This window comes from Candidatus Tisiphia endosymbiont of Thecophora atra, from assembly GCF_964026395.1.
Classification (GTDB): domain Bacteria; phylum Pseudomonadota; class Alphaproteobacteria; order Rickettsiales; family Rickettsiaceae; genus Tisiphia.
Window position 1 is genome coordinate 390560 of record NZ_OZ032145.1, and the last position, 24178, is coordinate 414737.

A 24178-nucleotide genomic window follows, 5' to 3' on the forward strand; every position below is an offset into this window, starting at 1 on the left:
ATCCAAAACTGGCTAGAATATCAGAAAAATGCATTCTTAAAGCAGTTTTGCGACTCAACTTCGAGAGAGAAAAGAGCTTGAAAATGAGTCGCATAAGTGGCAAACTGCTGTATTAAATGCAGCGTAAATATGTTGAAATCACTGAATATATTAAAGTTTTGTACTGTCTGCAGTAGTGCCTTTTAAGGGCAAATCAAACTCCATGGCGAAAGTGGATTTTTCATCATTAGTGAAACAGCCTTCTGAGACTAATGTACGCTTCCAAATTTCAAGAAACATTTCAGGTGAGCAAGCTTCTCATCTTCGAGATAAATATGAGCAGAAATTATGCTATAGAACGTGAGTATTATGCGACGAGTGGAGTGTAGAATTAAATTCTCGTTACTGACTACATGTATGAACCTCCTGTAAAATGCAAGAAAAAAATAACATCTAATAGCAAAAATGCAAATGCATACATGTATCCGGCTTATAGTTAATAAATTATGTGTAATTTATCCTACAGCCCTGATGGAATTCGCTGGCTTACAAATTTACTATATACTTATCATTTTATCGGCTTCAAAGAGCCATTGTAGTCATCAGTTTTTTTGTAAGCTAAGGTTTGTCTTATTTACCATCAATATTATTATCTCACGCATATTCCGGGTTGGAATCTCTTACATATTCTTTGTTTACCTATTAATTAATAAACCACTATTTATTTTATGTTAATTATAATAGCTCTGTGCTACAAACTTTACTCTCTACATAATCATCCCCTGACCTTAGTACTGCAAACACCACTCTTGCCAGTTTATTAGCTACAGCAACTACTGTTTTATTATGTCCATTTCGCTCAGATAAATTAAACATCCACTGCGTAAATTTGCTAAAATCTTTTTTAGATTTTTGTTCTTCCGATGTAAATCTTATCTTGGCATTTAGTACAGCTCTAGCTCCTTGGATCAATAAAGTACGCAAGTAAACATCACCTCGCTTGCTAATTCCAAGCAACTTATCTTTCCCTCCACTGGAATGCTGCCTTGGCACTAATCCAAACCATGCCGATAATTGCCTACCATTCTCAAAACTTGTAGCATTACCTATTGATGCTATTAAAGCAGTAGCAGTAATTAAACCAAGACCAGGTATAGCTGTTAATCGTTGATATTGAGTTAAGTTGCTAGCTATTATTTTTAATCTTTTTTCTATCTCTTTTATTTTTTTGTCATTATCCAAAAATTCCTCTTTCAGTTCACTAAATGTTTGATAACCCAGCTGGCTTAAATTCCCTTCATCTAAAATCTCGGTTAATTTTGTCATAACCTTATTGATCCCTTGAGGAATAATAAAACCAAATTCATGTAGTAGACCCCTAATTTCATTAGCAAGGGCAGTACGATTTTTTACCAATCTCTCTCTTACTCGATGAATTGATAAAATATCTTGTTGTTCTACAGTTCTAATTGGTACAAACCTCATATTTGGTCTTGTTACCGCTTCACATATAGCTTCTGCATCAGCTTGATCATTTTTATTAGTTTTAACATACGGTTTGACAAATTGTGCTGCCATTAGTTTTACTGTATGCCCCAATTTAGTTATTTCTCTTGCCCAGTAACTAGCTCCGCCGCAAGCTTCCATCCCTACCAAACATTTTGGTAAATTAGCCATAAATGTTAAAACTTGATCTCTCATTAATTTTTTCTTTAATACCGTCTTACCATTTTTATCTACACCATGAATTTGGAAAATTCTTTTTGCAATATCTATACCAATTGTGGTAACTTCCATCTTAGCCTCCTGATTGTTATTTTAATATTTAATATTAACTTTAGAAGATTAGCAACTGCTTTTCATTCTGTATATCAGGAGGTTCATACCATTATTTTATCATTTTGCAGATTTTGTCATTTGGGGCATCGTTAAATCAAATAAATTGAATAAATTTTGTTGAAACTCGCTTAATTTTGGTAATCTTGCAACTTTGCAACCCTTGATTGTGTAATATAAAAAACATACTTTATCCAGCTCTCTTAATGCTTCCTCAATGGTCACATTATATTTACCATCCTTGGTTACGCCACAACCTTGTTTCAACTTATTTTTCATATAGTGCCATATTTTTAATGCCAACATACAAACAAATACATGTCCCTTCGTTCTGTTGCTTTTCCTTAAAAAGATCGGTCTTACTTCGAGTAATCCTGTCTTCATACTGCTAAAATTCGATTCTACTTCATGTAAATTATGGTAAGCTTTATCAACCAATTCTTTACTCATCAGTTTAATTTCAATCTGTGTTTCAATCGCATAACAACCATCAAGAGCAAACAACTCTTTTTTCTTATCTTGATCAATTTCAACCACTATTTGGTTGCCATCTAATTTTAGGTTGATAAATTTATCTATCCGCCATTCTTTGGCAATTTTTTGAATATTATTTAAACCAAGTTCTAGCTTTGCTTTCTTATGGGTTGATACATATATATTACGTTCTTCAATCTTTGCAACCAATTTTTCAACTCGGTTATTCCTATCAAACTCAACTTTTCGGGCTATAGAACCATTTTTCCTTAAAATATATCTTTTGCCATTATTGGTTACTTCGCATAGCTGTTCTTCAAAAAAACTATATTGCAAAACTCCGCTTTTCTTTAAGCTTTCAATCTCAACTTTACTTAAGGTTGTAATATAGTCCCATCCTTCTTTGCTCAGGGCTTCTTTGCCTGTCCTCTTAATCATTCCTTTATCACCAACAAAGACGATATTCTTAATACCAAAATTAGATTTTACTAGCTCAATCTGCTCATAAATGGTAGAAGGATCAGCACTATTACCCTTAAAAACTCTAACAGCCAAAGGTTCGCCATGATCATCAGTTAATAGACCAATCACTATTTGCTTTTTACCCTTCTTTTTATCCCGATTGTACCCATATTCCGCAAGTTCATTCTCTGTTCCTTCGAAATAGCTGGAAGTGACGTCATATAAAAGCATAACAGGCGGCTTGTTATTTTTCTTTTGATAAGTTTTAAATAATTTTAATTCGATCTTTTCTTGGTTCTCTTCTAACCATTCTAGAGCCTGATATAAATGGTTTTCATCAAATGAATCGACAGATAATACATCAGATATCGCATGCGATTTCGCCCATTTCACGCTGGAAAGTCTAGACCCTTAGTGAGCAAAGCGTGCTAAAACCAAAAATAGACTCAATAAAGCTTCTTTGCTTCTAGTACCAAGAGCCTTAGTAATACCAATTTCATCAGCAATTCTTTTTAGTAGAAAAATAGTCCCAAAACTTTCACCAACCTCAGGAACACCATCTAAACCATCAAATTCACCTTTAAGCATCTTCTTAAAAGCCTCAATGCGTAAATCATCCCAGTTAGTTAAGTTAGCTAGGGTTTTATTTAATACTTTCCCGTCTTCGCGATAAGAGGTACGAAGCAATATTGCAGGACGAGAATTTCTATTTGGAACAGTTGTAATATACATGAAAGAGATTATATCTCTAAATTCCAGCATTGTCAAATAAAAATATCATTTGCATGACTACAAATTTATCGCAGGATTCTTGTAAACCTTATTCTTTAGGTGTTTTAAGCACTTTTTCGTCTAGAAGATGAGTAGCCAGTTATCAGACCTCCCAACCATTCATTATCAGTTAAATTACACAAGCCTAAAACAGAGAGAGATAAAGCTGTAAAATATCAACGAAAGAGGGGATATCAAGCATGAAGAGTAAATGACCGAAGGGAGAGCGTAGAAAATACGCTTTTTCGTTTTAAAACTTCTTTTGGTAGCAAGTTTTTATCAAGAGATAATCAGAATATGACAAATGAAATATCGATTAAATGCCACCTTCTAAACAAAATGTTTTAGATTGGCAAACCAATTTCTGTTGCCGTTTGCTAACCCTCTATTTTGGGGTTAGGGGTAATTTATCTCAAATCCTATTTATGCAACAAAGCCCAAAAGAATTATTAAAATTTAACAGAAGTCATTGGTCATGCGAAAATAATTTAAACTGGATAAAAGATAAGGTTTTTGAAGAAGATAAGTCAACTATTAGTACTGGAGAAAATCCGTTAATAATGTCATTATTGGGGATAATAGCTCTATTTTCAAACAAAATTACTGAAACTAGAGAAAATTTTAACAATTATAGACATAGGTAATTATAGACATAGGTTGGTTATTTAAATTATTCTCAACTTAAAGTTAGGATTTTTAAACTGCCCTGAACCTAGAACAGCCTAATTAAAATATTATTTAGCCAAACCAATTTATTAAAGTAAAAGTGATAGCATAATGCATGACTGAAGCAAAGATTGCTGCTGCAATGTCATCTACCATAATACCAACACCCCCTTTGATATTAGCATCGAGCCAATTTATTGGCCATGGTTTTATTATATCAAAAAATCTAAACAACACTAAGGGCAAAGCAAATAAAAAGATAAAATTTATTAGTTGTGAACTTAAATATTTTGTAAGTCCTGAGTAGTTTACGAAAACCACAGAAAAACAACTTAGTATTATTGTTAGCATTTGACCAACTACCTCATCAATCACCACTTCTTTTGGATCGTCCTGTGTAGCATATTGTATGTATATTGAAGAGAAGTATGTGCCTAACATAAATAACAATAGGCAAATCAAAAGAGTAATAATAAAGAGAGTAATAAGTTGTGCTTGTAAAGTTGTGAAATTAGTAAATGAAAAAATTAGTTGATTAGTTAGAGAAAGATATACGATCAAGTAGCACAAAGGGAAAGCAGCTAAAGACCCAAATGTACCAGGACAATATTTTATTCTACCTATATAGAAAAAAGTTACAAAAAGTTCTACAAATTTTTTTCTTTTAGACATAATTCTGCTTAATTTTCTGATAATTCAAATAATTGATGCAAGCAACGTATTGTTTTTTCAGTATCTAGGTCTTTTATTAGGATAGAAATTTTAATTTCTGAGATTTGTATCTTTTTCACTGGTATATTTTCTTTTTCTAGTTCATTTAATACCGTACCAAGTAGGGTTTGATCATTTTTAATACCATAACCAATAATTGATACTATAGAAATTTGACTGTCAATGATAAAATTATTTATTTGATTAGTATTTTTTAGATCATCTAGTAAATGTTGTAATTTATTTTTATCGGATAGTTGGATAATGAAACTATATTGTATATTTGTCTTAATATTTTCCATTAATTCTAGGTGAATATTATGGTCAGCGATGAGTTTGCATATCTTAGAAAAACTCAATTGGGAGGATACCACTAATTGTAATAAATTCTTGTTGGAAGTAATACCAGTAATTTGCCTATTTTCCATAATTTTATCTCTAGATGTTATTAGTGTACCATTTTTTTCGTGGTATAATGGGAGTAAAAACGACGATAAAACGCGTATGGGTACATTATATCTAATAGCAACCTCTAAGGAACGTGGATGCAGCACTTTAGCTCCACAAGATGTAAATTCCAGCATTTCTTCAAAACTAATCTGTGATAATTTTGTTGCTCCCGGGACAATGCGAGGATCGGCAGTAAACACTCCTTCCACATCAGTGTATATATCACATCTATCAGCTTTCATAGCAGCTGCAATTAAAGAGGCGGTAGTATCTGATCCTCCTCGACCAAGCGTTGTCAACCTATTATTATTGGTAACACCTTGGAATCCAGCAACTATTGGAATGATGTTTTGCTTAATACATTCTATTAACAAACTAGTAGAGAGTTGTTCAACCAAAGCTTTGCTATAATTATCATTGGTTAAGATCGGTAATTGCCATGCCAGCACAGATCTTGCACTCATGCCTTGTTCTTGTAGTTTAAGGGCTAGTAAAGATGCTGTTACCATCTCCCCGCTACAAAGAGCGGCATCATATTCTGCGAGTTCTGAATTGGTCTTAAGACTAGAAACTTCATTACATAGAGTAACTAATTGGTTGGTAACCCCGGCCATAGCTGAAACGACAATTATTACTTGATTGCCATGCTGCTTTTCAAGCTTAATTATTGGAATAATTTCTTTTATTCTTGCAATGTTAGCAACGGAAGTTCCACCAAATTTTTGAACTATTACTGACATAAATCTGCAAGCGTAATTTTCGATGTCATTCCTACGTAGGTAGCAGAATCTAAAAAAATAGACCAAGAGGGTTTGTTAAACTTTTTTAGACCCCTGTCTACGCAGGGGTAACATTGTGTGGTTAATAGGGATGACATCCGCAGGCAGAAATAGCATCATCACTGCACAATATTGACTATTTTATAGTCTCTCTTACTAGAAAATTCTACTTTGCCTGCAATCAAGGCAAATAACGTATGATCTCTACCAAGTCCAACATTTTTACCTGGGTGAAATTTAGTACCACGTTGTCTAACAATAATGTTACCTGGTATCACATATTGTCCATCATATTTTTTAACACCCAACCTACGACCGACCGAATCTCTGCCGTTTCTAGAACTACCACCAGCTTTTTTAGTTGCCATTTATATATCCTTAAATAAATCCTATTATAGTTTAGTAATGTCTAATATTTTCAATTCGGTCAATTCCTGCCTATGACCAGTCTTGCGACGATAATTCTGACGACGTTTTTTCTTAAAGACAATAACCTTATTATCTTTAAACTGGTTAGTAATTTCAGCAGTAACAAGAGCTCCTTTAACCATTGGCGTACCTATAAAAGATGGCTTTGAATCTTCACCAATCATCAATATTTGGTCAAATTGGATTTTTGCACCTCTTTCACCGTCAATTTTTTCTACTTTGATGACACTGTTTTTGCCGACTTTATACTGTTTCCCGCCTGATTTGACGATTGCGAACATGAAAAATATCCTAACTAAAATTTAAACAAATTAAGTCGGCATTATATTACCAGCAACTATTTTAGTCAATAGCAATTCGTAATTAAATAGATAATGCTATAAATAAAAGATAGCCCGTATTATTTATAATAATACAGTTTCTAATCATTATTATTGACCTTGTATTGTTGACATGATTAGTATACTCTTCTGCTCCTACGAATTGTTTTTTGAAAATATCATGGATTCGCATGCTCACCATTCATTTTCAAATCCAATTCTTCAAATTATTTGAGTATAACAGCGATAGTTGCTTGCCTTATCACAACTACACATTCTGTCTTCTATGCTATAATTTTATTTTGGTTTTACTATTACTTATTTTGGATTTATTTGTTGACTCTTCAGTTGTCTTACACTTTTCTTGTTGTTCAAGTATGCTCAAAATACTTTTGATATACAGTTCGATATCCTCTAAGTGATACACTACGCTTAAAATGTTATCATCTCTTTTACTGGTTACAGTACTTAACTGTTGTAGTTCTTTAAATAAACGAGATGTATCTGTCTTAGCTTTGCCAAATATATTGGAGAAATCTTTACTAGTTATATTTATCTGATGCAAATATTTCAAAGATATTAAGATTAATAAACCTTCAATAATAATTAATATTATTGCTAAGTATTGCTGCCACATTCTAATTTCTTATTGTTTTGTTATGATATCAATGTTACTTCAACATGTTTTTTGTGAACTATCTTGAGTTGCATCTTGCTGTTCCATACATACTACCCCAATTCGTAATAAGAATTAGTTAATTCTTATTACGAATTGGCTTTAATATAAGGAAAAATGCATCCTTAAATCCATTTACATGAATATTAATCATTCTTATTTAAATAAATACTTTGATAAACTACTTTACCTTGTACAAATTTTAGTATATCAATACAGTTAATACTTATAATATTATGCATAATAATATACATTTATTTTTAGTGTATATAAATACATAATATTGTCAACTAAAATGTCTAACTAAATTCATTTATTTATAAGAATGTCACACTTAATTATTAAGAAAAATATTGAAAGGCTATTAAAAGAAAAAAATTGGCGTGTTGCTGATCTTGAAAATAAGATTGGACAAGGTAGAAGCGTTACAAATATATTCAGAGGTACTTCCAAAAATCCTACTATAGAAGTATTGCAATCTATAGCAGGTGCTTTTAATATTGAAATTCAAGAATTATTATTAGATCACGATAACCAAGATTCTATACTTAATATTTCTTTGCTTCGTGATACTTGTGATAAAATCATTAATGAACTTGAGCTAATTCACTATCCTATTGCTGTAAGGTATAGTAACGTATTTGCTCTTATTAAAGAAGTATACGAATACTCTTCACAGTTGAGTTTAGATAAAGCTGATGAAAATTTTACTAAATGGCTTATTCAAAAACATTATAAAAAATAACTCTAATATTTAGATTAACACTAGGTTCTAGAGCATTATTCACTTCAGACAATATGCTTTTATGGGCATACTCCATATAATTCTTTACTCCTAGGATGATCAGAACCAAAATATGTCAAAAGAAGTGAGTAAAAATAAGTGCATTGTATATGTCTATCACTTTTATTAGCTAATTTCGTAGCAGTTTTTGCTGCCTGAAAGAAGGCATAACTTACATTATCCATATTGCCGATGTTTTTGATATTGTATATGTTCCAATAAATATTTTTAGCTAATCTATAATTAATCATAGCCTCTTCTGCTTTCCCTAAAGTACTTAATATATTTGCTTTTACTACTAAAGCATTAGCTAAAAATATATCTATGGAATTCTCTAACTCATTTTCCCTATTGCTTCTATCTTGGTCTTGTATCAGTATATCAACTACTTTTACTATATGTTTCCAAGCATCATTCTGCCTCTTTAGCCCTAATTCAGATTTTGACAACTCTGTTAAACAATATGCTATTGTTGTAGATGTGATATCTTTAATTTCATTTAGATCACTACTCATTATCTTAGTATATACATCGTTAGTTATAGCGTAAGCCTCTTCAAATTTTTGCATATTATTTAGTATTTCTGCTTGCAAAATATAAATGGGTGCAAGCCATACATTTTCTTGTCTTAATTCTACATCACCTATTTGTGCCAATGTCCTAGATTTATTTAGCTGAGTTTTTTCTTTACTTATCGTATCTATAATTGCTAATAAAGCCTGCTGATACTTTCCTTGAGTTAATAATATTCTAGCCATACCATAATCTATCATGCTTGCTTTATGTATAAAGTTTTTATTATTAAGCATTATATTTTGTATAATATGTAAGTTATCTTCTGCCTCTTTTATTTGCCCTGTGAATACCTGAACTTGAAACATTTCATAATAAATTGATGATTTTGCTACCTCATTGTTTGGTAAACTATTTATGGCGTTTTTAGCCTTCACTAAATATTGCATGGCTATATCTGAATGGTGATTAACAACAAAGTATTCATATCGTCCTATACGTCCTAAATACCTACTATACGCTACTTGCTCTAATTCTGTCATATTTTGCCAAATCAACTTATGTTCGTGTTCTTTAAACCAACTGACCATTTTTTTGGCATTATATAACGTAAGTAGTAGCCAAGTAGGCTATTATGCAAGACCATGCTTGCATAAATATTACTATTATACTTATCCGCATTAGCTAGCAGTACTTCTACATTACTTTCAAAGGTATTATCCTGCATAATTAAATAAAATTGATTTACCATCTCCCCTGACATTAAATGTTGTATTTTAATAAGTAGTTTATCAATAGTTTTCTTATTAGTAGCTAAATCGTATATATTTAATATCTCATATTTTACTGCATTATGCATTCGAAATACTTTTTTATTTCTATTGTTACTAATTTGTTCAATTAAACCAAATCTCACTATCTCATCAATTAAATCGGATAATTTCTCCTTATCATCTACTAGATGTTCTAGTAAATTATTACCTATTTTTTGATTATTTAATAACGCCATATAGTATAATAGTGTTTTGGCTTCTGATGTAATTTCATTTAATACTATTGATAAATGTGCATTTAATTTGTTATCATGTTTTCGTATATAATTTATATACTCTTTGATTGTCATGTGGTTGTTGCTTTGTAAAAAAATAGCACTATGTCCAATTATATTAGTTGGATAACCTTTTAAATTACATGCCAAATCTTTTTTAAATTCCTCTGATCGCTCGTCTATAAGCTTATTAATTGCCATAAAAATGTCTTTTTCTTGTAAATAAGGAACTGAGATTCTTGGTAGCAAATATTGACTATCTTGCGAACAAATTATAATATGTCCATTATGATGCCAATCAATAATATCCTTAATTTTGTTATTTTCATTAATATGTAAATTATCGAATATTAATAACCACCTCCCCTGAGGTTTAAGATATGTCATAAGGTTTTGTTTAACGCTTCCGGTACTTTCTGAAATGAAACACCCCGTTTTTGAACATATTTTTTGATTTATTTCTTTAGCCAATAAAACAAATTGTGGGATTAAATCTATACTTGCATCTAAAAACGCAATAATATCGTAATCTTGTTGATATTTTTGTGCATATTTTCTAGCTATTTCACTTTTTCCTATACCACTGATACCTGTAATACCTACTATTCTGTCTCTTATTAATAACTTCCTTATGTTGTTAATTTGTTCCTCATGATTAACGAAATAGTATACTGGCTCTTCTTTATTAAAAAAAAGTACTGCATATGCTTCACAAGTAGAAATTACTACTATAAATAGTAATAGTATAAAATTTCTCATTTTAAGTCGTTAAGTTTTCTATACTTATTCATTTTAATTATCTGTGCCTTTTGGGTAGTGTCGGTATTTAACTCTGTTGGTACATTATCTAATTTTATTTCTATTGTTGTAGAGTACTTATTTTTAGTTACTTGACAATTTATTTTAAAACTTTTTAACAAAATAAATATTTGTCCCAAATTTAATATGTATAAATTAGCTGTATCATTAAATATTTTTTCAGAATATCTTACTGCTAAATTTTGGTCTAAACTAAACCCTTCACCGATAAAGGTAATCAAGTTGTTTTGAAATATTAACTTTACACATCTCGATCTTTCTGTATTTTTATTAAAGTACAAGATATTAGATAATACACTAACCATAATTTGGTTAAATATTTCCGATTCAAAAGGCACTTCAAGTGTCTCTATATTACTGACTATATCTAGTTTAATATTAGAATTATAGCAAGCTGTGTATCCTGTATAATAACTTTGTAGATATAAAATTATCGGAGTTAGTTTTATTGTATGGTAATTAATTTCATTGTGGGACTCTAATGTTGTTATTGGTAATGGAAAATATTCACTATTATATCCTAGTTCTGCTTCTATATTAACAGTATTAGAGATATTAAATGATTTTTTATTATTACTTTTAGAATAGTGATAACATTTTAGAGTAAATTCTTCGTTTATTTTGTGAAATAATAGAATATTTTTACTATGTTCCATACTGTTAGTTAAATCTGCCTCTAACTTGTTAAGTTTAATTTTAATTTTTTTATCTCTATAAGATAGATACAATATTATTGTAAATAGTACTAAAATTGTAAATATAGAACCTATATTTAATAATAAAATTTGCTGCTTAACCCTAGAGATAGCTTGTTGTGTATAATAAGAATTAGGAGAAATTTGTATTGAGATATTATAAGTGAGGTCTTTATTAATGTGATACTGCTTGTTCAAACTCTCCTGAAATTCTACCACACCATTAGATATAATTGAATGATTATTAATAGTAATATTGTATTTAAATACTTGGTTTGATAGTATATCTAGTAGTTCTTGTAGAGTGATATAAGGTAGATCGTTTTTGCCATACACGCTATTTGGTATATGATACTTCGAAATGAAAACATGATTCCTAATATGTTCTTTTAAAATAGAGATTTGATCAGATATATCATTACTACTTAATATATAATTAATATTAAATTTATCAACTAAAAGCGATCTAATTATATTATGATATTCTTCTAATTTTATTAGGTTTTGCTGATGATATTCATGATTGATACAACGACGTACCAATATATTTGTTAATACAACAAAGCTAATCACAAATATCATAGATATTGCACTTGCTTTTAAAATGTTCTCCCTTTTAATAAACATTTTTGTTTTTTTTGTTCATGATTTAATAACATTTTATAAGTATTATGGAAAGCAATTTAAGCTCAATAGTATGTACTCCCATGCAGCTTACATCATACATGGAATAATCTTCCGGAAAAACATCACACTTTAAAGGATAATCTTCTATCTGTGTACTATGGTCTACACCCCCAAAAACTTTTATACACTCAATATTCTCAGCACGCAATGCCCTTTTTATGCCATCATGATCAGTTTTTTTATCAAAAATCACTAAAACAGCACCATTATCATTTTCATAAATTTTGCTTGCGTATAACCGAGCATCTGCATTTATTTTAAGTTCTAGAAAACATGATCCTAATATTTTAACCCCGTTAAGGTTAGAATTTTTTACTATACCTTTCTTTAAAACATTAGTAAATTTGTCTTGTTCAGATCTCTCTAATAATCCTAATAGTTTAGGGTCAATAACAGCATAAATATTCTTGTGTTTACTAATACGTATAACATCATCTTCATCTTTTGTTGTATATGATACTTCGTTAGAAATGTTCCAAGTGTGATAATTTTTTTGATGATGATCGGAGCTTTTATCATGAGAAAATCGAGTGGCTTTTTTAATATTTTGATAATATTGATGGATAATTGTCCAGTGGTTTAAACATTTTTCTACAAAACTTTCTTTGGCTAAGGAGTCTTCTTGAGTAGGAATATTACTTATCTCAGTATTGGACCTTTCTTCAGAGCTATATTCTTCTGTGCCACAACTAGATGCACCAACATGACTACCTGCGGGAATCTCATGATGTGTTTTTTCACTAATAGTTTTATCTATAATTCCTAAAGAAAAAGTAACTTCATCATCTTCCGTGATTTTATTAACAATGTTTTTAATTGCATCTTGTGAGTTTAGACTTGTGTTACGATTAGGATCTTTGGTCAATATATGATATTGACATATATCAATTATACTGTGAAACTCCTCTGAAAACTCTTTCCTTTTGGCATTACACATGTCGTATATTTGTTTAATATAATTCCAATTTTTGTTTAGAAATTCTGTATTCTTATCTGCAAATGCATTAAACATTAAGTTTAATTTAGCTGCGTTAAGGTTTATTTTAGGGTCTATTTCATATTGAGAGGATTTATGAGTTTTTAACAGCTTTTCTGCTATATCTAAACAACATTTAGCTTCACTTAACTCTTCTATGGCTAAATAAAATTCCGCCATTTTTATGTTAATTATAGGATCTTTCTTTATAGAATCACCTTTTAGGGCGTCTAAAACTTTTTGATAATTTACTTTTTCTATATCATTTTTAGACCAACATTGCAAACAAGCTAAAATCCTCAAGATACACTCAGAATCACCAAAATCAAGATCATCAATTACCTCCTTTATAGTATTAATACTACACTCCCCTGTTTGCATGAGAAATGCCTGTAAAAATTTTATAATAGTTGTGCGGATTTCCTGATTGTTTGCTGAAAGAGCTTGTTTAATTATTTCTATATCTTCCTCTATTTTTTTAACAAATGCTTTATCAAAAACATGATATGAAAATAATTTTATAAATTTCTCTTTAACTTCACCAAATAAATTAAAATAATCAATAGCTAATTTATCAAGGGTTGACGTTTTAAATGGACTACTTTTTATATTATATAAAGCTATTAATAAACGATATAAATCTTCCTGTATTTCAGTACTATCAGCATATTTTATTAATTCTAATAATACTTCAATTGTTCCTTGCAAAATTGTTTTTTCTGAATTTTCTTTATACTTATAGTAATTAAAACGCTGCCTATAAGCATAATGTTTTGCACTGTTATCTGCATTACTATTAATACTTAATGTAACCAGTTGATTAGTATACTCATCTAATAACCCTTCCTCTTCCTTTGTTAAGAATGGCTTGAGCTTTTTATCAAAATATAGTCCTATTAATTCTTCATAGTAAATCATCCTTAATGAATCTAACGGTACATCTTTTACAATATAACGTATTATTTCTATATCTTTATAATATTTACGTAGAAGCGTATCCACCACATACACATGAGCCTCATGATTCTTTGTATCTTGTTTTTTAAGAAGTAACTTTATACGTTGAAAAATCTCTCCTCTTTTGTTATTTAAGATAGCATCGAGACATTCTAAAAACTCTTTTGGCCTATTTTGTTCGAATTTACGTACCGCTTTAAACCCTCCCTCGGATGTTACCTCCTTTGGTAAACATTCTTGTAATTCTTTTTTGAATTTTTCTATATTTTTATCGTAATTCTCTTGATCAAATTTGTCTTGTAATATTTCTAAAGAATGCTTAGCCCCCTTTTTTTCTTTTAACGATTTAATTAATTCCTTGTTTTTCTTGATTTCTGATCTATCTATTAATACATCGTTTAAAGATTCGAGCAAATCTAATAATGTTAAGTTATTATCATCATTTAATCTATTAGGGTTAAATAAATTCTCATCAAAAACTTTACTATTTAATAAATATTGAATAACACTTGCCTCACCTTTCTTATTTAAATGCTCACGAATTAATACAAGATTATATAATTGTCTCCAAGGTTGTAATTGTTCCATTGAATTCTTATCCATTTCTTGAACAAACTTTGACACAAATTGCTCTATAATCTTTATATATTTTATTTTTTCTCCATTAGTTATATTAGTTGCATCAAGGGAACATAAAATACGATTGATTATAAAATTTCCTATTTTACTACCACCTCCTAAAGAATTATTTAAAACTGCTTGTAATTTATCATCAAATTGTCGTAGTTTAACACTAGGGTCACTTACTGAGCTAGCTGATAAGCTACTGCTTGTAGATGATGCTTTTGTAGAGTGTTTATGTTTCATATAAAAACCAATGTTAAGAATGAGCGGTTTTGTTGCCACTTAGATTGAAACTCAAGGTGAGTAACGCCTTACATTCTACACGCTAAAGACATGGGTTTTACGGCATTTTTTATAAAAACAGAAATATTTTCTTATATATTAAACGACTTCCCACATCCACAACTACCTTTTTCGTTTGGGTTATTAAAAGTAAACCCAGATTTAAACTTGTCTTCTACATAATCCATTTCACTTGCTAGAATATACATCAGAGCTTTTGGATCGATTAATATTCGTACACCTTTATCTTCTATCACCTCATCAAACTTATTCTTGTCATCCGCATATTCTACGTAATAAGATAGACCAGAACAGCCACCAGATTTTACCCCAACCCTAATACCAAAAGATGGTTTATTACGTTTGTCTATCAATAGCTTTATTTGCCTAGCTGCTGCATCAGTCAATGACATAATATTTTTCATAAATTTACTGCAATTTTTTAGTTTTATAATCAGCTATTGCAGCTTTTATTGCATCTTCTGCCAATAAAGAGCAATGGAGTTTTACTGGCGGTAAAGATAGTTCTTTGGCTATTTCAGTATTTTTTATACTACCAGCCTCATCAATAGATTTACCCTTAACCCATTCTGTTACTAAAGAACTTGAAGCAATAGCAGAACCACAACCAAAGGTTTTAAATTTGGCATCTGTAATAATTCCATCTTCACTAACTTTAATTTGTAACTTCATTACATCACCGCATGCAGGAGCTCCGACAAGACCTGTTCCAACATATGCATCATTTTTATCTAATGACCCTACATTACGAGGATTTTCATAGTGATCCAGCACTTTTAGACTATATGCCATTTTATTTCCTATCTATATTATAATAATTAAGTGATAAGCATCTAAGCAACCTAAGCGAATTTAGGATCAGAATTGACAAATTCTTATCCCGATGCTGAGGTATCAATGCATTGCCCATTTGATCTGCTTTAAATCAACTCCCTCTTGCACCATCTCCCAAAGAGGGCTTAGCTCTCTTAATTTATTAATTTTGGACGCTATTAACGCTGCAGCATAATCGATTTCTTCTCTAGTAGTAAATCTACCAATACCAAACCTAATAGAGGTATGTGCCATTTCTTCATCAACACCCATAGCTTTTAGCACATATGATGGTTCAAGTGAAGATGACGTACAAGCAGAGCCGGATGAAACGGCTAAATCTTTAATAGCTAGTATCATAGACTCACCTTCCACATAAGCAAAACTTAGATTTAAATTCCCCTTATATCTATTATGTCTAGCACCGTTTAGATAAACGTCGGCAATTTCTTTAGTAATATTATCATAAAACCTATCAAAAAGCTCTTCTACATGCTTAGCATCTTTTTGCATCTCAAGCAGAGCTATTTCAGCAGCCTTACCAAGCCCAACAATTAAAGGAGCTGGTAGAGTTCCAGAACGCATACCTCTTTCCTGCCCTCCACCATTTAAAATCGGCACTAGTCGTACCCTAGGTTTTTTCCTTACATATAAAGCACCAATACCTTTAGGAGCATAAATTTTATGCCCAGAAATACTTGCAAGATCAATATTACAATCATTAACATCTATTGGAATTTTGCCGTATCCTTGAGCAATATCTGAGTGAAAGAATACTCCTCGTTCACGACAAATTTTGCCAATTTCTTTAATTGGTTGGATAACACCAATTTCATTATTTACAGCCATCACCGATACCAGTATAGTTTGATCTGTTATGGCATTTTTCAATATTTCTAAATCAATCAAACCACTCAGCTGAATTGGCAAATATGTTACCTTAAATCCCTCATCTTCTAAATGTCTACAAGCATCTAAAACGCATTTATGTTCACTTACCACCGTCACTATGTGATTTTTTTTATTACCATAGAATTTGGCAATTCCTTTAATAGCTAAATTATTAGATTCAGTAGCACCAGAAGTAAAAATAATCTCTTTAGGATCTGCTCCAATAAGCCTAGCTACTTTTTTCCTCGACAACTCCACAGCTTCCTCAGCTTCCCAACCAAAGGAATGACTCCTAGAATGCGGATTACCAAATTTAGTGGTAAAATATGGCAGCATACATTCCAAGACCCTTGGATCTATAGGAGTTGTAGACTGGTAATCCATATAAATTGGCAGCGATTTACCACTTAATTTTACTTTTTGTTTTAATTTCTCTAATTCATCCATACTAGTTACTCTTTTAGCGTTCCTGCGATTTTTAAGATCATCCCTGTACCTAGAAGGGTTATCCGTCATTGCTCATAGGCGTCATTGCGAGAAGCCGCTGCAAGCGGCGACGCGGCAATCCAAGATACGCGAAGCGTTACTCTAAAAAACAGCTTCGCTGTTTACCTGGATCGCCACGGCATCTAACGATGCCTCGCGATGACGGCTGTGTTTAATTTGTTTATACATGTTCAATCATTACACTCTTAAGTTGACGCCTATGCGCAATGACGTTTAAGTTAGAAGCATATATTTCTTCAAATGCTTTAATAAACGTTACAACATCTTGGGTAGTTTGTTGATAATCAAAGCTGACTCTAATCGAAGACCTAGTGTCATCCTCACTAAACCCCATATTCGATAAAACATGTGATTTACCAACTCTCCCTGATGAACAAGCAGAACCGGAACTAACTGCTATACCCCGTAAATCGAAAGCTATCAATTTGGTTTGTGCATCAGTGTTAGGTACGATTATCAACGTGGTATTTGGTAATCTTTCAACATCTTTCGACACTATTTTAACATTTTTATAGTTGCACAAATTTTGTTCCAAATATGTCTGTAATTTCTTCATTTTTTTGTATCTATCTTCTATCTCTGTAGTCGCTATTGATGACACAAGCCCGAACGAAGCAATCGCTAGTACATTTTCTGTACCTGAGCGAATGTTTCTCTCTTGCCCTCCACCAATCATCATTGCTTTAAGCGTATGCTCTGCTTTAGCAATCAACGCACTACTTCCCTGTACTCCCCCTAATTTATGACTTGATATAGTAGCAAAATCAACTCCTAATTCTTTAATATTGACCGATATTTTGCCAACTGCTTGAACACAATCACTATGAAATACTGCCCCATATTTTTGGGCAATTTTAACCAGCTCTTGTACATTTTGCACAACACCACTCTCATTATTAGCTAGCATTATAGACACGAGCTTTTTATTGCTATGACTAACCGATAGTAGTTCTCCTAAATGCTGAGCATCAACAATGCCATCGCTATCTACCCTAATAATTTTAATATTATTTCTATATTTAGCATGATCAAAGATCGATAAATGTTCTATGCTAGAAACAAAAATTTCTCCATCATAATAATTATTCATCAGCAAATTATTACTTTCTGTGCCAGAGGAAGTAAAAATAACCTGATATTCTCTAGAATTTATGTCAACGCCCACAGATCTTGCAACTTGCTCCCTAGCTGTTTCTACTAAACTCCTAGCATAACGCCCTTTGGTATGAATAGAAGACGGATTATATGCTTCTTCGAGCAAATTCTTCATAAGTTCCTTAACCTTAGGATGAACGTTAGTAGTAGAATTATGGTCTAAATATAACATATATATAACATAATTTATTCGTCCACTAATACATAAGTTAAAATAATTTTCAAAAACTTTTAGAGCTAATCTAGTGTATCAGCTAGCATGTCAGCTACAGAGATGGTGTCAAAATAGTTCCTTATATGCTTACTTAAACCTAACCATAAATGATGAGCGTTACATTTTACTTTATTAGGTACGCAACTATTCTGAGATTTTCTTAAACATCTTGTCATTTCAATATTCTCATCTACCGCATCAATAATATTAGTAATCTTGATATTATTTAATTTTTCATTAATGATGTAACCACCTTTTGGACCTTTCGCTGATCTAACTATATTAGCTTTCTTAAGTTTTGCAAAAATTTGCTCCAAATAGTTAACCGGTATATTTTGTTTTGCCGAAATCTCAGCCAAGGTAACAGGCATATCCGACATTTGCGATGCGATTTCTAAGATAGCCATTACAGCATACCGCCCCTTTGTAGTTAATTGCATACAAACAACTCCCCTATAATAACATGATTATATAATACCATACTAATTTAGTCAAGTATAGATTGACAGTATAACTATTATTTCAAGGACAACCTAATTTTAAAAATTACTACTATTTAACCTCGGATTATCGTATAAATATATCAAATTTGATGTATACATGATATATCATCTTACTTCAAAAGTTATCTTTAATGCGAATTTTCTGCAATATATTGATTATTATTACTTTGTTATCGGTTTTTGGCTTTGCAATAGCTGACAAGCAAGGGACTGATAAAAAAAAGATAGGCAAACAATTTAGCTTTATGTCAGCGGATTATATTGAATATAACCAAAAAGAACAGTTTATTTATGCTAAAGGTGATGTTCAAGTTATATTGGATAATTACTTCCTAACAGCTAATTCTTTGATTTATGATATAGGGCAAGATAAACTTTGGGCTGAAGGTGATATTAGAATTAAAGATCAGCACAATAGAGTTATTCTAGGAGATATTGTTATATTAAAAGACAAACTAAAGGCAGGGATAATCTCAGATTTTATTTTATATTTTGGTGATAATACACTATTAGTATCAAAATTAGCAGAAAGAGTAAATGAAGATATTTTCCGTCTGCATAATAGTACCTTTACTCCATGCAAAATACTATGTAACCAAAAACCTATTTGGCAAGTTTCTGCAAAAAATACTGAGATAGATCTTAATAAGAATAAAATGGTTTATAATCACCTATTTTTTGAGGTATATGGTGTACCAATCTTGTATATACCATATTTTTCTCATCCAACACCTAAGGCGTCCGCAGAATCGGGAGTATTGATACCTGGAGTGCGAGATAATGCTTTGGGAATACCGCTATATTATAGAGCTAAACCTAATCTAGACTTTACTCTAACCCCTAGGATTTTTTGGCAAAAGCATAATATTATATATAAAATTTTTGAACTAGAAGCTCGTTACAAACCGAATAAAACTGATTATATATCTTTAGACGCTAATTATGGTAAAGTACCATATTCTATAAAAGATGGTAATGTAACGATAAAAAACCGTAAGGTGAACTCATATTATCTATTAAGCAATGGTAATTTTACCAAAAACGATTATAGATACGGATTTAGGTTACAACGTACTTCTGATAAGGCTTATTTAAAAAATTACTATAACAATTATACTCCGTATTTAATGTCTAAGTTATATTTAGAACATGTCAATAATTATAATTATTTATTAACGGAAGGAATATATTTTGAGGGATTGGGAACAAATGATTCTAGTAGTACGAATCCATTAATTTTTCCCAAGGTCAGAACCAAGAATGTTATACCTCTAAATGACGAAGAAACTAGTAATTTAGTTGTAGAGAATGATGCATTAATCTATAAGGAAAGAAGTGGAAAAGAACTAGGTCGAGTTGCATTGCAACTAGCAGTGGATAATAATTTTTTAACTGAGACAGGTCATTTGTTTAATGTTACCTTACGTAATAGATCAGATGTATATTTTATTAATCACCTATATCTAAATAATTCTAGGACTAATCATGTTCTAACTAGAAATATACCTGACATCCAAAATATTTGGCGTTATCCATTAGCTGGATCAATTTTTGATAAAACTAGCTTGTTTGTAGAACCAATTATATCCGTGACTATTGGACGTAGACATAATTCTAATAAGAAATTTTCCTTTATTGATCCATCAAAATATGAACTATCAGAAAATAATATATTCAATTCGAATCGTTATAGTGGTATAGATTATCATGAATTTAGCAATAGATTAAGTTATGGGGTTAATTCTTCTATACTATCGGAGGAGAATTATACAAGTTTATTTCTAGGACAAACCTATAACACTGCTATTAATACTAACTCTATTAATAATATCGAAAATGTTGGTAGAATTGCTAGTAGTTTTTCTGATAAGATAGAACTATTCTATAGATTTAGAAAAAGTAGAAATTTTGATCCAATTAGAGATGAATTAGGTGGAAGCCTTAACTCTAAGAAAATTCAGTTAACTGTTGGATTGGTTCAGATTTCAAATTTACAGAAATATTATTTTACAGATAAATTAACTGATAACAAAATAAGGCAATTTTACTATAATTTCACTTATCAATTAACCGAAAATTGGTCAGTTGCCTATGATATGAGAGTAGATTGGCCAAAAAGCAAACTAAATGTTCTTTCTAAGAGTATCCAGGTGACATACTTGAATGATTGTGTTAGAATAGCCGGAAAACTTTCAGACAATTACATGGAAGATGGTAGTAGGGGAATAAAAAAGAATTCTGCTGTACCTACTATTTCTATAGGTTTAAAAATATTAAATATGTGAGTCTAAAATTATGAAGAAGTTATTTTGTTTAGTTGCTATCGTTTTTAACCTAGCCATAGCGAAAGCAGAATTATCCAATATAGTTGCATTAGTTAATAATGAGCCAATTACATTACATGAATTTCTAGCTAGAAAACACATGATCATGGCACTTAACAATATTAACAATCCTGATTCTCAAACAGATAAGCAACTTGACAAGATGGCAATTAACAGCGTGATTGATGATTTATTGCTTTATCAGTCTGTAAACGGTAAAAAAAGTTCTGATAGTGAGTTAAATGAGTCTATAGAGACTATTGAGCAACGTAATAAAATGGCAAAAGGACAATTAATGCAACTTTTGAAGAGTAAATCTGTAGATATTAATAGTTTTAAATCTCAGATTGGTGCTGAAATTATCAAAATGAATATTTTATCTAGTATTTCTAGATCAGTTGCTATTAGTGCAAAAGAAGTTGATGCTATAATATTAGCGACTAATTCAAAAGATGCAGAAATATCGGTCCAAATCTTTACTTCAAAAGATAAACAGGATAAAACTTTGCAAAAGATGTATGGGTTACAAAAACACCTTACAAATTGTCACGATATCAAAGAATCTTTATATAAAGATTTTTCTACGTTAGAAATAGTCAATCAAAATTTAAGCACTCTAGATTCTACGTTACAAACAATTCTCAAGGATTTAAATACAGGAGAGAAAAGTAGTGTTTTCGAGATGCAAGATGGGTTTAAGTTAATCTTAATGTGTAATAAAAAGATAGTTAATGTTACTCTAGATGAAAATGATTATGTAGTAAATCTTCTGACCAATAAAAAAATGTCACAAAAAGCCCAAAAATACTTTGAGGATATGCGTAAGAAAGCATATATCAAAATAATGCTACCTTTGTGATATACTCGAATGATCCGAGTACACTACCTTCAATTGCCAAGCATGCCAGCCAACATGGTATTGTTCCTATTAAGAGATATGGTCAGAATTTCATTTTTGATAGTAGTCTATGTGATAAAATAGTTCGCGTAAGCGGTCTCCGAGAAAATGATTCTGTATTAGAAGTTGGTCCTGGTACAGCCGGACTCACTAGAGCTATCCTTTCCTACAACCCTAAATCTTTAACTGTGGTTGAAACTGACGCTAGATGCATACCGTTACTGACGGAAATAAGAGAGTTATACCCTAATCTGCATATTATTCATTCAGATGCTTCTAAATTTGATCTATCAACCTTAAGTCATGACAAAACACATGATAAAATAACTATTATTTCAAATTTACCTTACCAAATAGGTACAGAGTTAGTTATAAAATGGTTAAAAAAATCATACTTAATAAGTAGTATGACTTTAATGCTGCAAAGAGAGGTTGTAGAGCGAATATGTGGTAAAGTTGGAACAAAATCTTATGGCAGATTATCAATAATATGTCAGTTACTTTGTTCAGTCGAAAAATGCTTTGATGTTAATCCGCAAGCTTTTTACCCTGCACCAAAAGTCCACTCTGCAATAGTTAGACTCGTGCCTTTTGATAATCCATTAACACTTGAACTAATTGGGAAAGTTGAACTAATTACCAAACTAGCCTTTAGTGAACGTCGTAAAATGATTAAATCATCTTTGAAGAAACTAACCCCGCACATAGAAGATTTGTTATCTCAATTAAAGATTGATAATTCTTCTCGATCTGAAAATTTATCACCACAAGATTATTTGTCTTTAGCAAAATTATACTCAAATGAACCACTACATCGCTATTAATATCACTACCAGTAAATATTTATTGTTAATTGTCAATTTTTTACTTTGGTATACTTGGTAATGTAATGATACAATTCTATTTACGGTAAAAGCAACCTACTTAACCATATAATCTCAGGTATATTTTTATGAGAATAACCAAAATCTTCCTAATCTATTGTTTCGTAGCTATAGTAAATCTACCTTATGCATTATGTGCAGATACAAATAAAACAATTTATATAACATCAGATGATGGGCCTCTTGGAGGAACCGAAAATGTTATTAATGTCATGACCCAAAAAAAGACTCCTATTACCATGTTCATGGTAGGATTACATTATGATAATTCGAGTCCTAGCCTAAAGAAAGCTGTTGATCTAGCTAAAAAAAACCCTTTTATTGAAATAGGAAATCACAGCTATACTCACGCTAATAACCACTATAGGAATTTTTATCATCAGCTTCCGGATGTAATTAAGGATCTTAAAAAAAATAATACTGTTTTTGGTTTTACTGGTTCACATATCAATACTAGACTACCAGGTAGAGATGTATTCCGTCTCCCCAACCTAAGTAAAGATGATCCATATATTTCAAAAGAAGAAGATAAAGTAGAAAGAATAGATGATGATGGAATATATAAAAACGGCTTCTATCTATATGGCTGGGATTTAGAATGGGTGCATAATCAACATGGCAAGCCAATTCAATCTTTAGATGAATTAGTGCAAGAGATAGAAGATAAATTTAACAGAAATGATACTGCCTTACCTAATAAATTAATTTTACTTATGCATGATGAAATGTTTCAAGACCAATTTAATGGCAAAGAAAATTTAAGTCAGTTAGTTGATCTTTTGCATAAAAAAAATTATAAGTTTGATTTTATTAAAAATTATCATGTAGAGTGATTTTTATCTATAAATGCTTTAAAGAATTGGATTTGAAAATAAATGGTGAGCATGCTAGGCGTACATATAGTATAGTTACGCATGCGAATCCACGATATTTTCAAAAAACAATTCTTCAAAGCAGAAGAGTATACACTAATGCTATATCGAACTTAGGTTAAGTAACTCACCTTACGTATAACCCCCATGGCAATTTA

At 31.0% G+C, this 24178-nt stretch carries 23 protein-coding genes; 6 read left to right on the forward strand and 17 right to left on the reverse strand.

Features of this window, described 5'->3' with window-relative positions; translation table 11 throughout:
- Positions 1-714: 714 nt before the first annotated feature.
- From AAGD45_RS01905 to AAGD45_RS01915, 3 genes are all read right to left on the reverse strand, one after another.
- Entirely contained in the window at positions 715-1776 is a 1062-nt protein-coding gene (locus AAGD45_RS01905) for an IS110 family transposase (RefSeq protein ID WP_341761755.1), read from the reverse strand.
- Between the two features lie 99 nt (positions 1777-1875).
- On the reverse strand, positions 1876-3144 hold the full coding sequence (locus tag AAGD45_RS01910; RefSeq protein ID WP_341761756.1) for an IS1634 family transposase: 1269 nt from the start codon (positions 3142-3144) through the stop codon (positions 1876-1878).
- Positions 3145-3162: 18 nt separating this feature from the next.
- Positions 3163-3513: a hypothetical protein gene (locus AAGD45_RS01915; RefSeq protein ID WP_341761757.1), complete on the reverse strand. Its 351-nt coding sequence runs from the start codon at positions 3511-3513 to the stop codon at positions 3163-3165.
- A 434-nt stretch (positions 3514-3947) separates the two neighbouring features.
- Between AAGD45_RS01915 and AAGD45_RS01920 the strand changes: the two genes are divergently transcribed.
- On the forward strand, positions 3948-4166 hold the full coding sequence (locus tag AAGD45_RS01920; protein WP_341761758.1) for a hypothetical protein: 219 nt from the start codon (positions 3948-3950) through the stop codon (positions 4164-4166).
- Between the two features lie 94 nt (positions 4167-4260).
- Here the strand turns inward: AAGD45_RS01920 and AAGD45_RS01925 are convergent, their stop codons facing one another.
- From AAGD45_RS01925 to AAGD45_RS01945, 5 genes are all read right to left on the reverse strand, one after another.
- The gene (locus tag AAGD45_RS01925; protein WP_341761759.1) at positions 4261-4860 is read right to left on the reverse strand and encodes a phosphatidylglycerophosphatase A; all 600 of its coding nucleotides are present in this window, start codon (positions 4858-4860) and stop codon (positions 4261-4263) included.
- Between the two features lie 8 nt (positions 4861-4868).
- Positions 4869-6089 (reverse strand): aspartate kinase, encoded by a 1221-nt coding sequence (locus tag AAGD45_RS01930; protein WP_341761760.1) that lies wholly within the window; start codon positions 6087-6089, stop codon positions 4869-4871.
- 158 nt (positions 6090-6247) lie between these two features.
- Positions 6248-6496, reverse strand: a complete 249-nt coding sequence (gene rpmA / locus AAGD45_RS01935; RefSeq protein WP_341761761.1) for a 50S ribosomal protein L27 — start codon at positions 6494-6496, stop codon at positions 6248-6250.
- 24 nt (positions 6497-6520) lie between these two features.
- The gene (gene rplU, locus AAGD45_RS01940) at positions 6521-6838 is read right to left on the reverse strand and encodes a 50S ribosomal protein L21 (protein ID WP_341748347.1); all 318 of its coding nucleotides are present in this window, start codon (positions 6836-6838) and stop codon (positions 6521-6523) included.
- Between the two features lie 328 nt (positions 6839-7166).
- Complete coding sequence (locus tag AAGD45_RS01945; protein ID WP_341761762.1) at positions 7167-7514, reverse strand: hypothetical protein; 348 nt, start codon at positions 7512-7514, stop codon at positions 7167-7169.
- Between the two features lie 364 nt (positions 7515-7878).
- Between AAGD45_RS01945 and AAGD45_RS01950 the strand changes: the two genes are divergently transcribed.
- The gene (locus AAGD45_RS01950; protein ID WP_341761763.1) at positions 7879-8298 is read left to right on the forward strand and encodes a helix-turn-helix transcriptional regulator; all 420 of its coding nucleotides are present in this window, start codon (positions 7879-7881) and stop codon (positions 8296-8298) included.
- A gap of 59 nt (positions 8299-8357) precedes the next feature.
- On the opposite strand, the gene AAGD45_RS01955 is transcribed toward AAGD45_RS01950, so the two are convergent.
- The 9 genes from AAGD45_RS01955 to AAGD45_RS01995 all read right to left on the reverse strand — a co-directional run bounded on the left by AAGD45_RS01955 (position 8358) and on the right by AAGD45_RS01995 (position 18979).
- Entirely contained in the window at positions 8358-9440 is a 1083-nt protein-coding gene (locus AAGD45_RS01955) for a hypothetical protein (protein ID WP_341761764.1), read from the reverse strand.
- Positions 9404-10657: an NB-ARC domain-containing protein gene (locus AAGD45_RS01960; protein ID WP_341761765.1), complete on the reverse strand. Its 1254-nt coding sequence runs from the start codon at positions 10655-10657 to the stop codon at positions 9404-9406. The genes AAGD45_RS01955 and AAGD45_RS01960 overlap by 37 nt, the downstream gene beginning before the upstream one ends.
- Entirely contained in the window at positions 10654-12039 is a 1386-nt protein-coding gene (locus AAGD45_RS01965) for a hypothetical protein (RefSeq protein WP_341761766.1), read from the reverse strand. Before AAGD45_RS01965 ends, AAGD45_RS01960 begins: the two co-directional genes overlap by 4 nt.
- A gap of 22 nt (positions 12040-12061) precedes the next feature.
- A complete protein-coding gene (locus AAGD45_RS01970; protein ID WP_341761767.1) occupies positions 12062-14938 on the reverse strand; it encodes a hypothetical protein in 2877 nt (958 codons plus the stop codon).
- A 92-nt stretch (positions 14939-15030) separates the two neighbouring features.
- Entirely contained in the window at positions 15031-15363 is a 333-nt protein-coding gene (locus AAGD45_RS01975) for a HesB/IscA family protein (protein ID WP_341761768.1), read from the reverse strand.
- A 4-nt stretch (positions 15364-15367) separates the two neighbouring features.
- Entirely contained in the window at positions 15368-15751 is a 384-nt protein-coding gene (gene iscU, locus AAGD45_RS01980; protein WP_341753738.1) for a Fe-S cluster assembly scaffold IscU, read from the reverse strand.
- 102 nt (positions 15752-15853) lie between these two features.
- Positions 15854-17110 carry an IscS subfamily cysteine desulfurase gene (locus AAGD45_RS01985; protein ID WP_341762185.1) on the reverse strand — a complete coding sequence of 419 codons (1257 nt, stop codon included), beginning with the start codon at positions 17108-17110 and terminating at the stop codon, positions 15854-15856.
- 220 nt (positions 17111-17330) lie between these two features.
- The gene (locus AAGD45_RS01990) at positions 17331-18497 is read right to left on the reverse strand and encodes a cysteine desulfurase family protein (RefSeq protein ID WP_341761769.1); all 1167 of its coding nucleotides are present in this window, start codon (positions 18495-18497) and stop codon (positions 17331-17333) included.
- 65 nt (positions 18498-18562) lie between these two features.
- Positions 18563-18979, reverse strand: coding sequence for an Rrf2 family transcriptional regulator (locus tag AAGD45_RS01995; protein WP_341761770.1), 417 nt, complete (start codon positions 18977-18979; stop codon positions 18563-18565).
- A 194-nt stretch (positions 18980-19173) separates the two neighbouring features.
- On the opposite strand from AAGD45_RS01995, the gene AAGD45_RS02000 reads away from it, so the two are divergent.
- From AAGD45_RS02000 to AAGD45_RS02015, 4 genes are all read left to right on the forward strand, one after another.
- On the forward strand, positions 19174-21327 hold the full coding sequence (locus AAGD45_RS02000) for an LPS-assembly protein LptD (RefSeq protein WP_341761771.1): 2154 nt from the start codon (positions 19174-19176) through the stop codon (positions 21325-21327).
- A gap of 10 nt (positions 21328-21337) precedes the next feature.
- Positions 21338-22225 (forward strand): SurA N-terminal domain-containing protein, encoded by an 888-nt coding sequence (locus AAGD45_RS02005; protein ID WP_341761772.1) that lies wholly within the window; start codon positions 21338-21340, stop codon positions 22223-22225.
- Entirely contained in the window at positions 22225-23088 is an 864-nt protein-coding gene (gene rsmA / locus AAGD45_RS02010; RefSeq protein WP_341762186.1) for a 16S rRNA (adenine(1518)-N(6)/adenine(1519)-N(6))-dimethyltransferase RsmA, read from the forward strand. Before AAGD45_RS02005 ends, rsmA begins: the two co-directional genes overlap by 1 nt.
- Positions 23089-23216: 128 nt before the next feature.
- On the forward strand, positions 23217-23981 hold the full coding sequence (locus AAGD45_RS02015) for a polysaccharide deacetylase family protein (protein ID WP_341761773.1): 765 nt from the start codon (positions 23217-23219) through the stop codon (positions 23979-23981).
- The last annotated feature ends 197 nt before the right edge of the window (positions 23982-24178 follow it).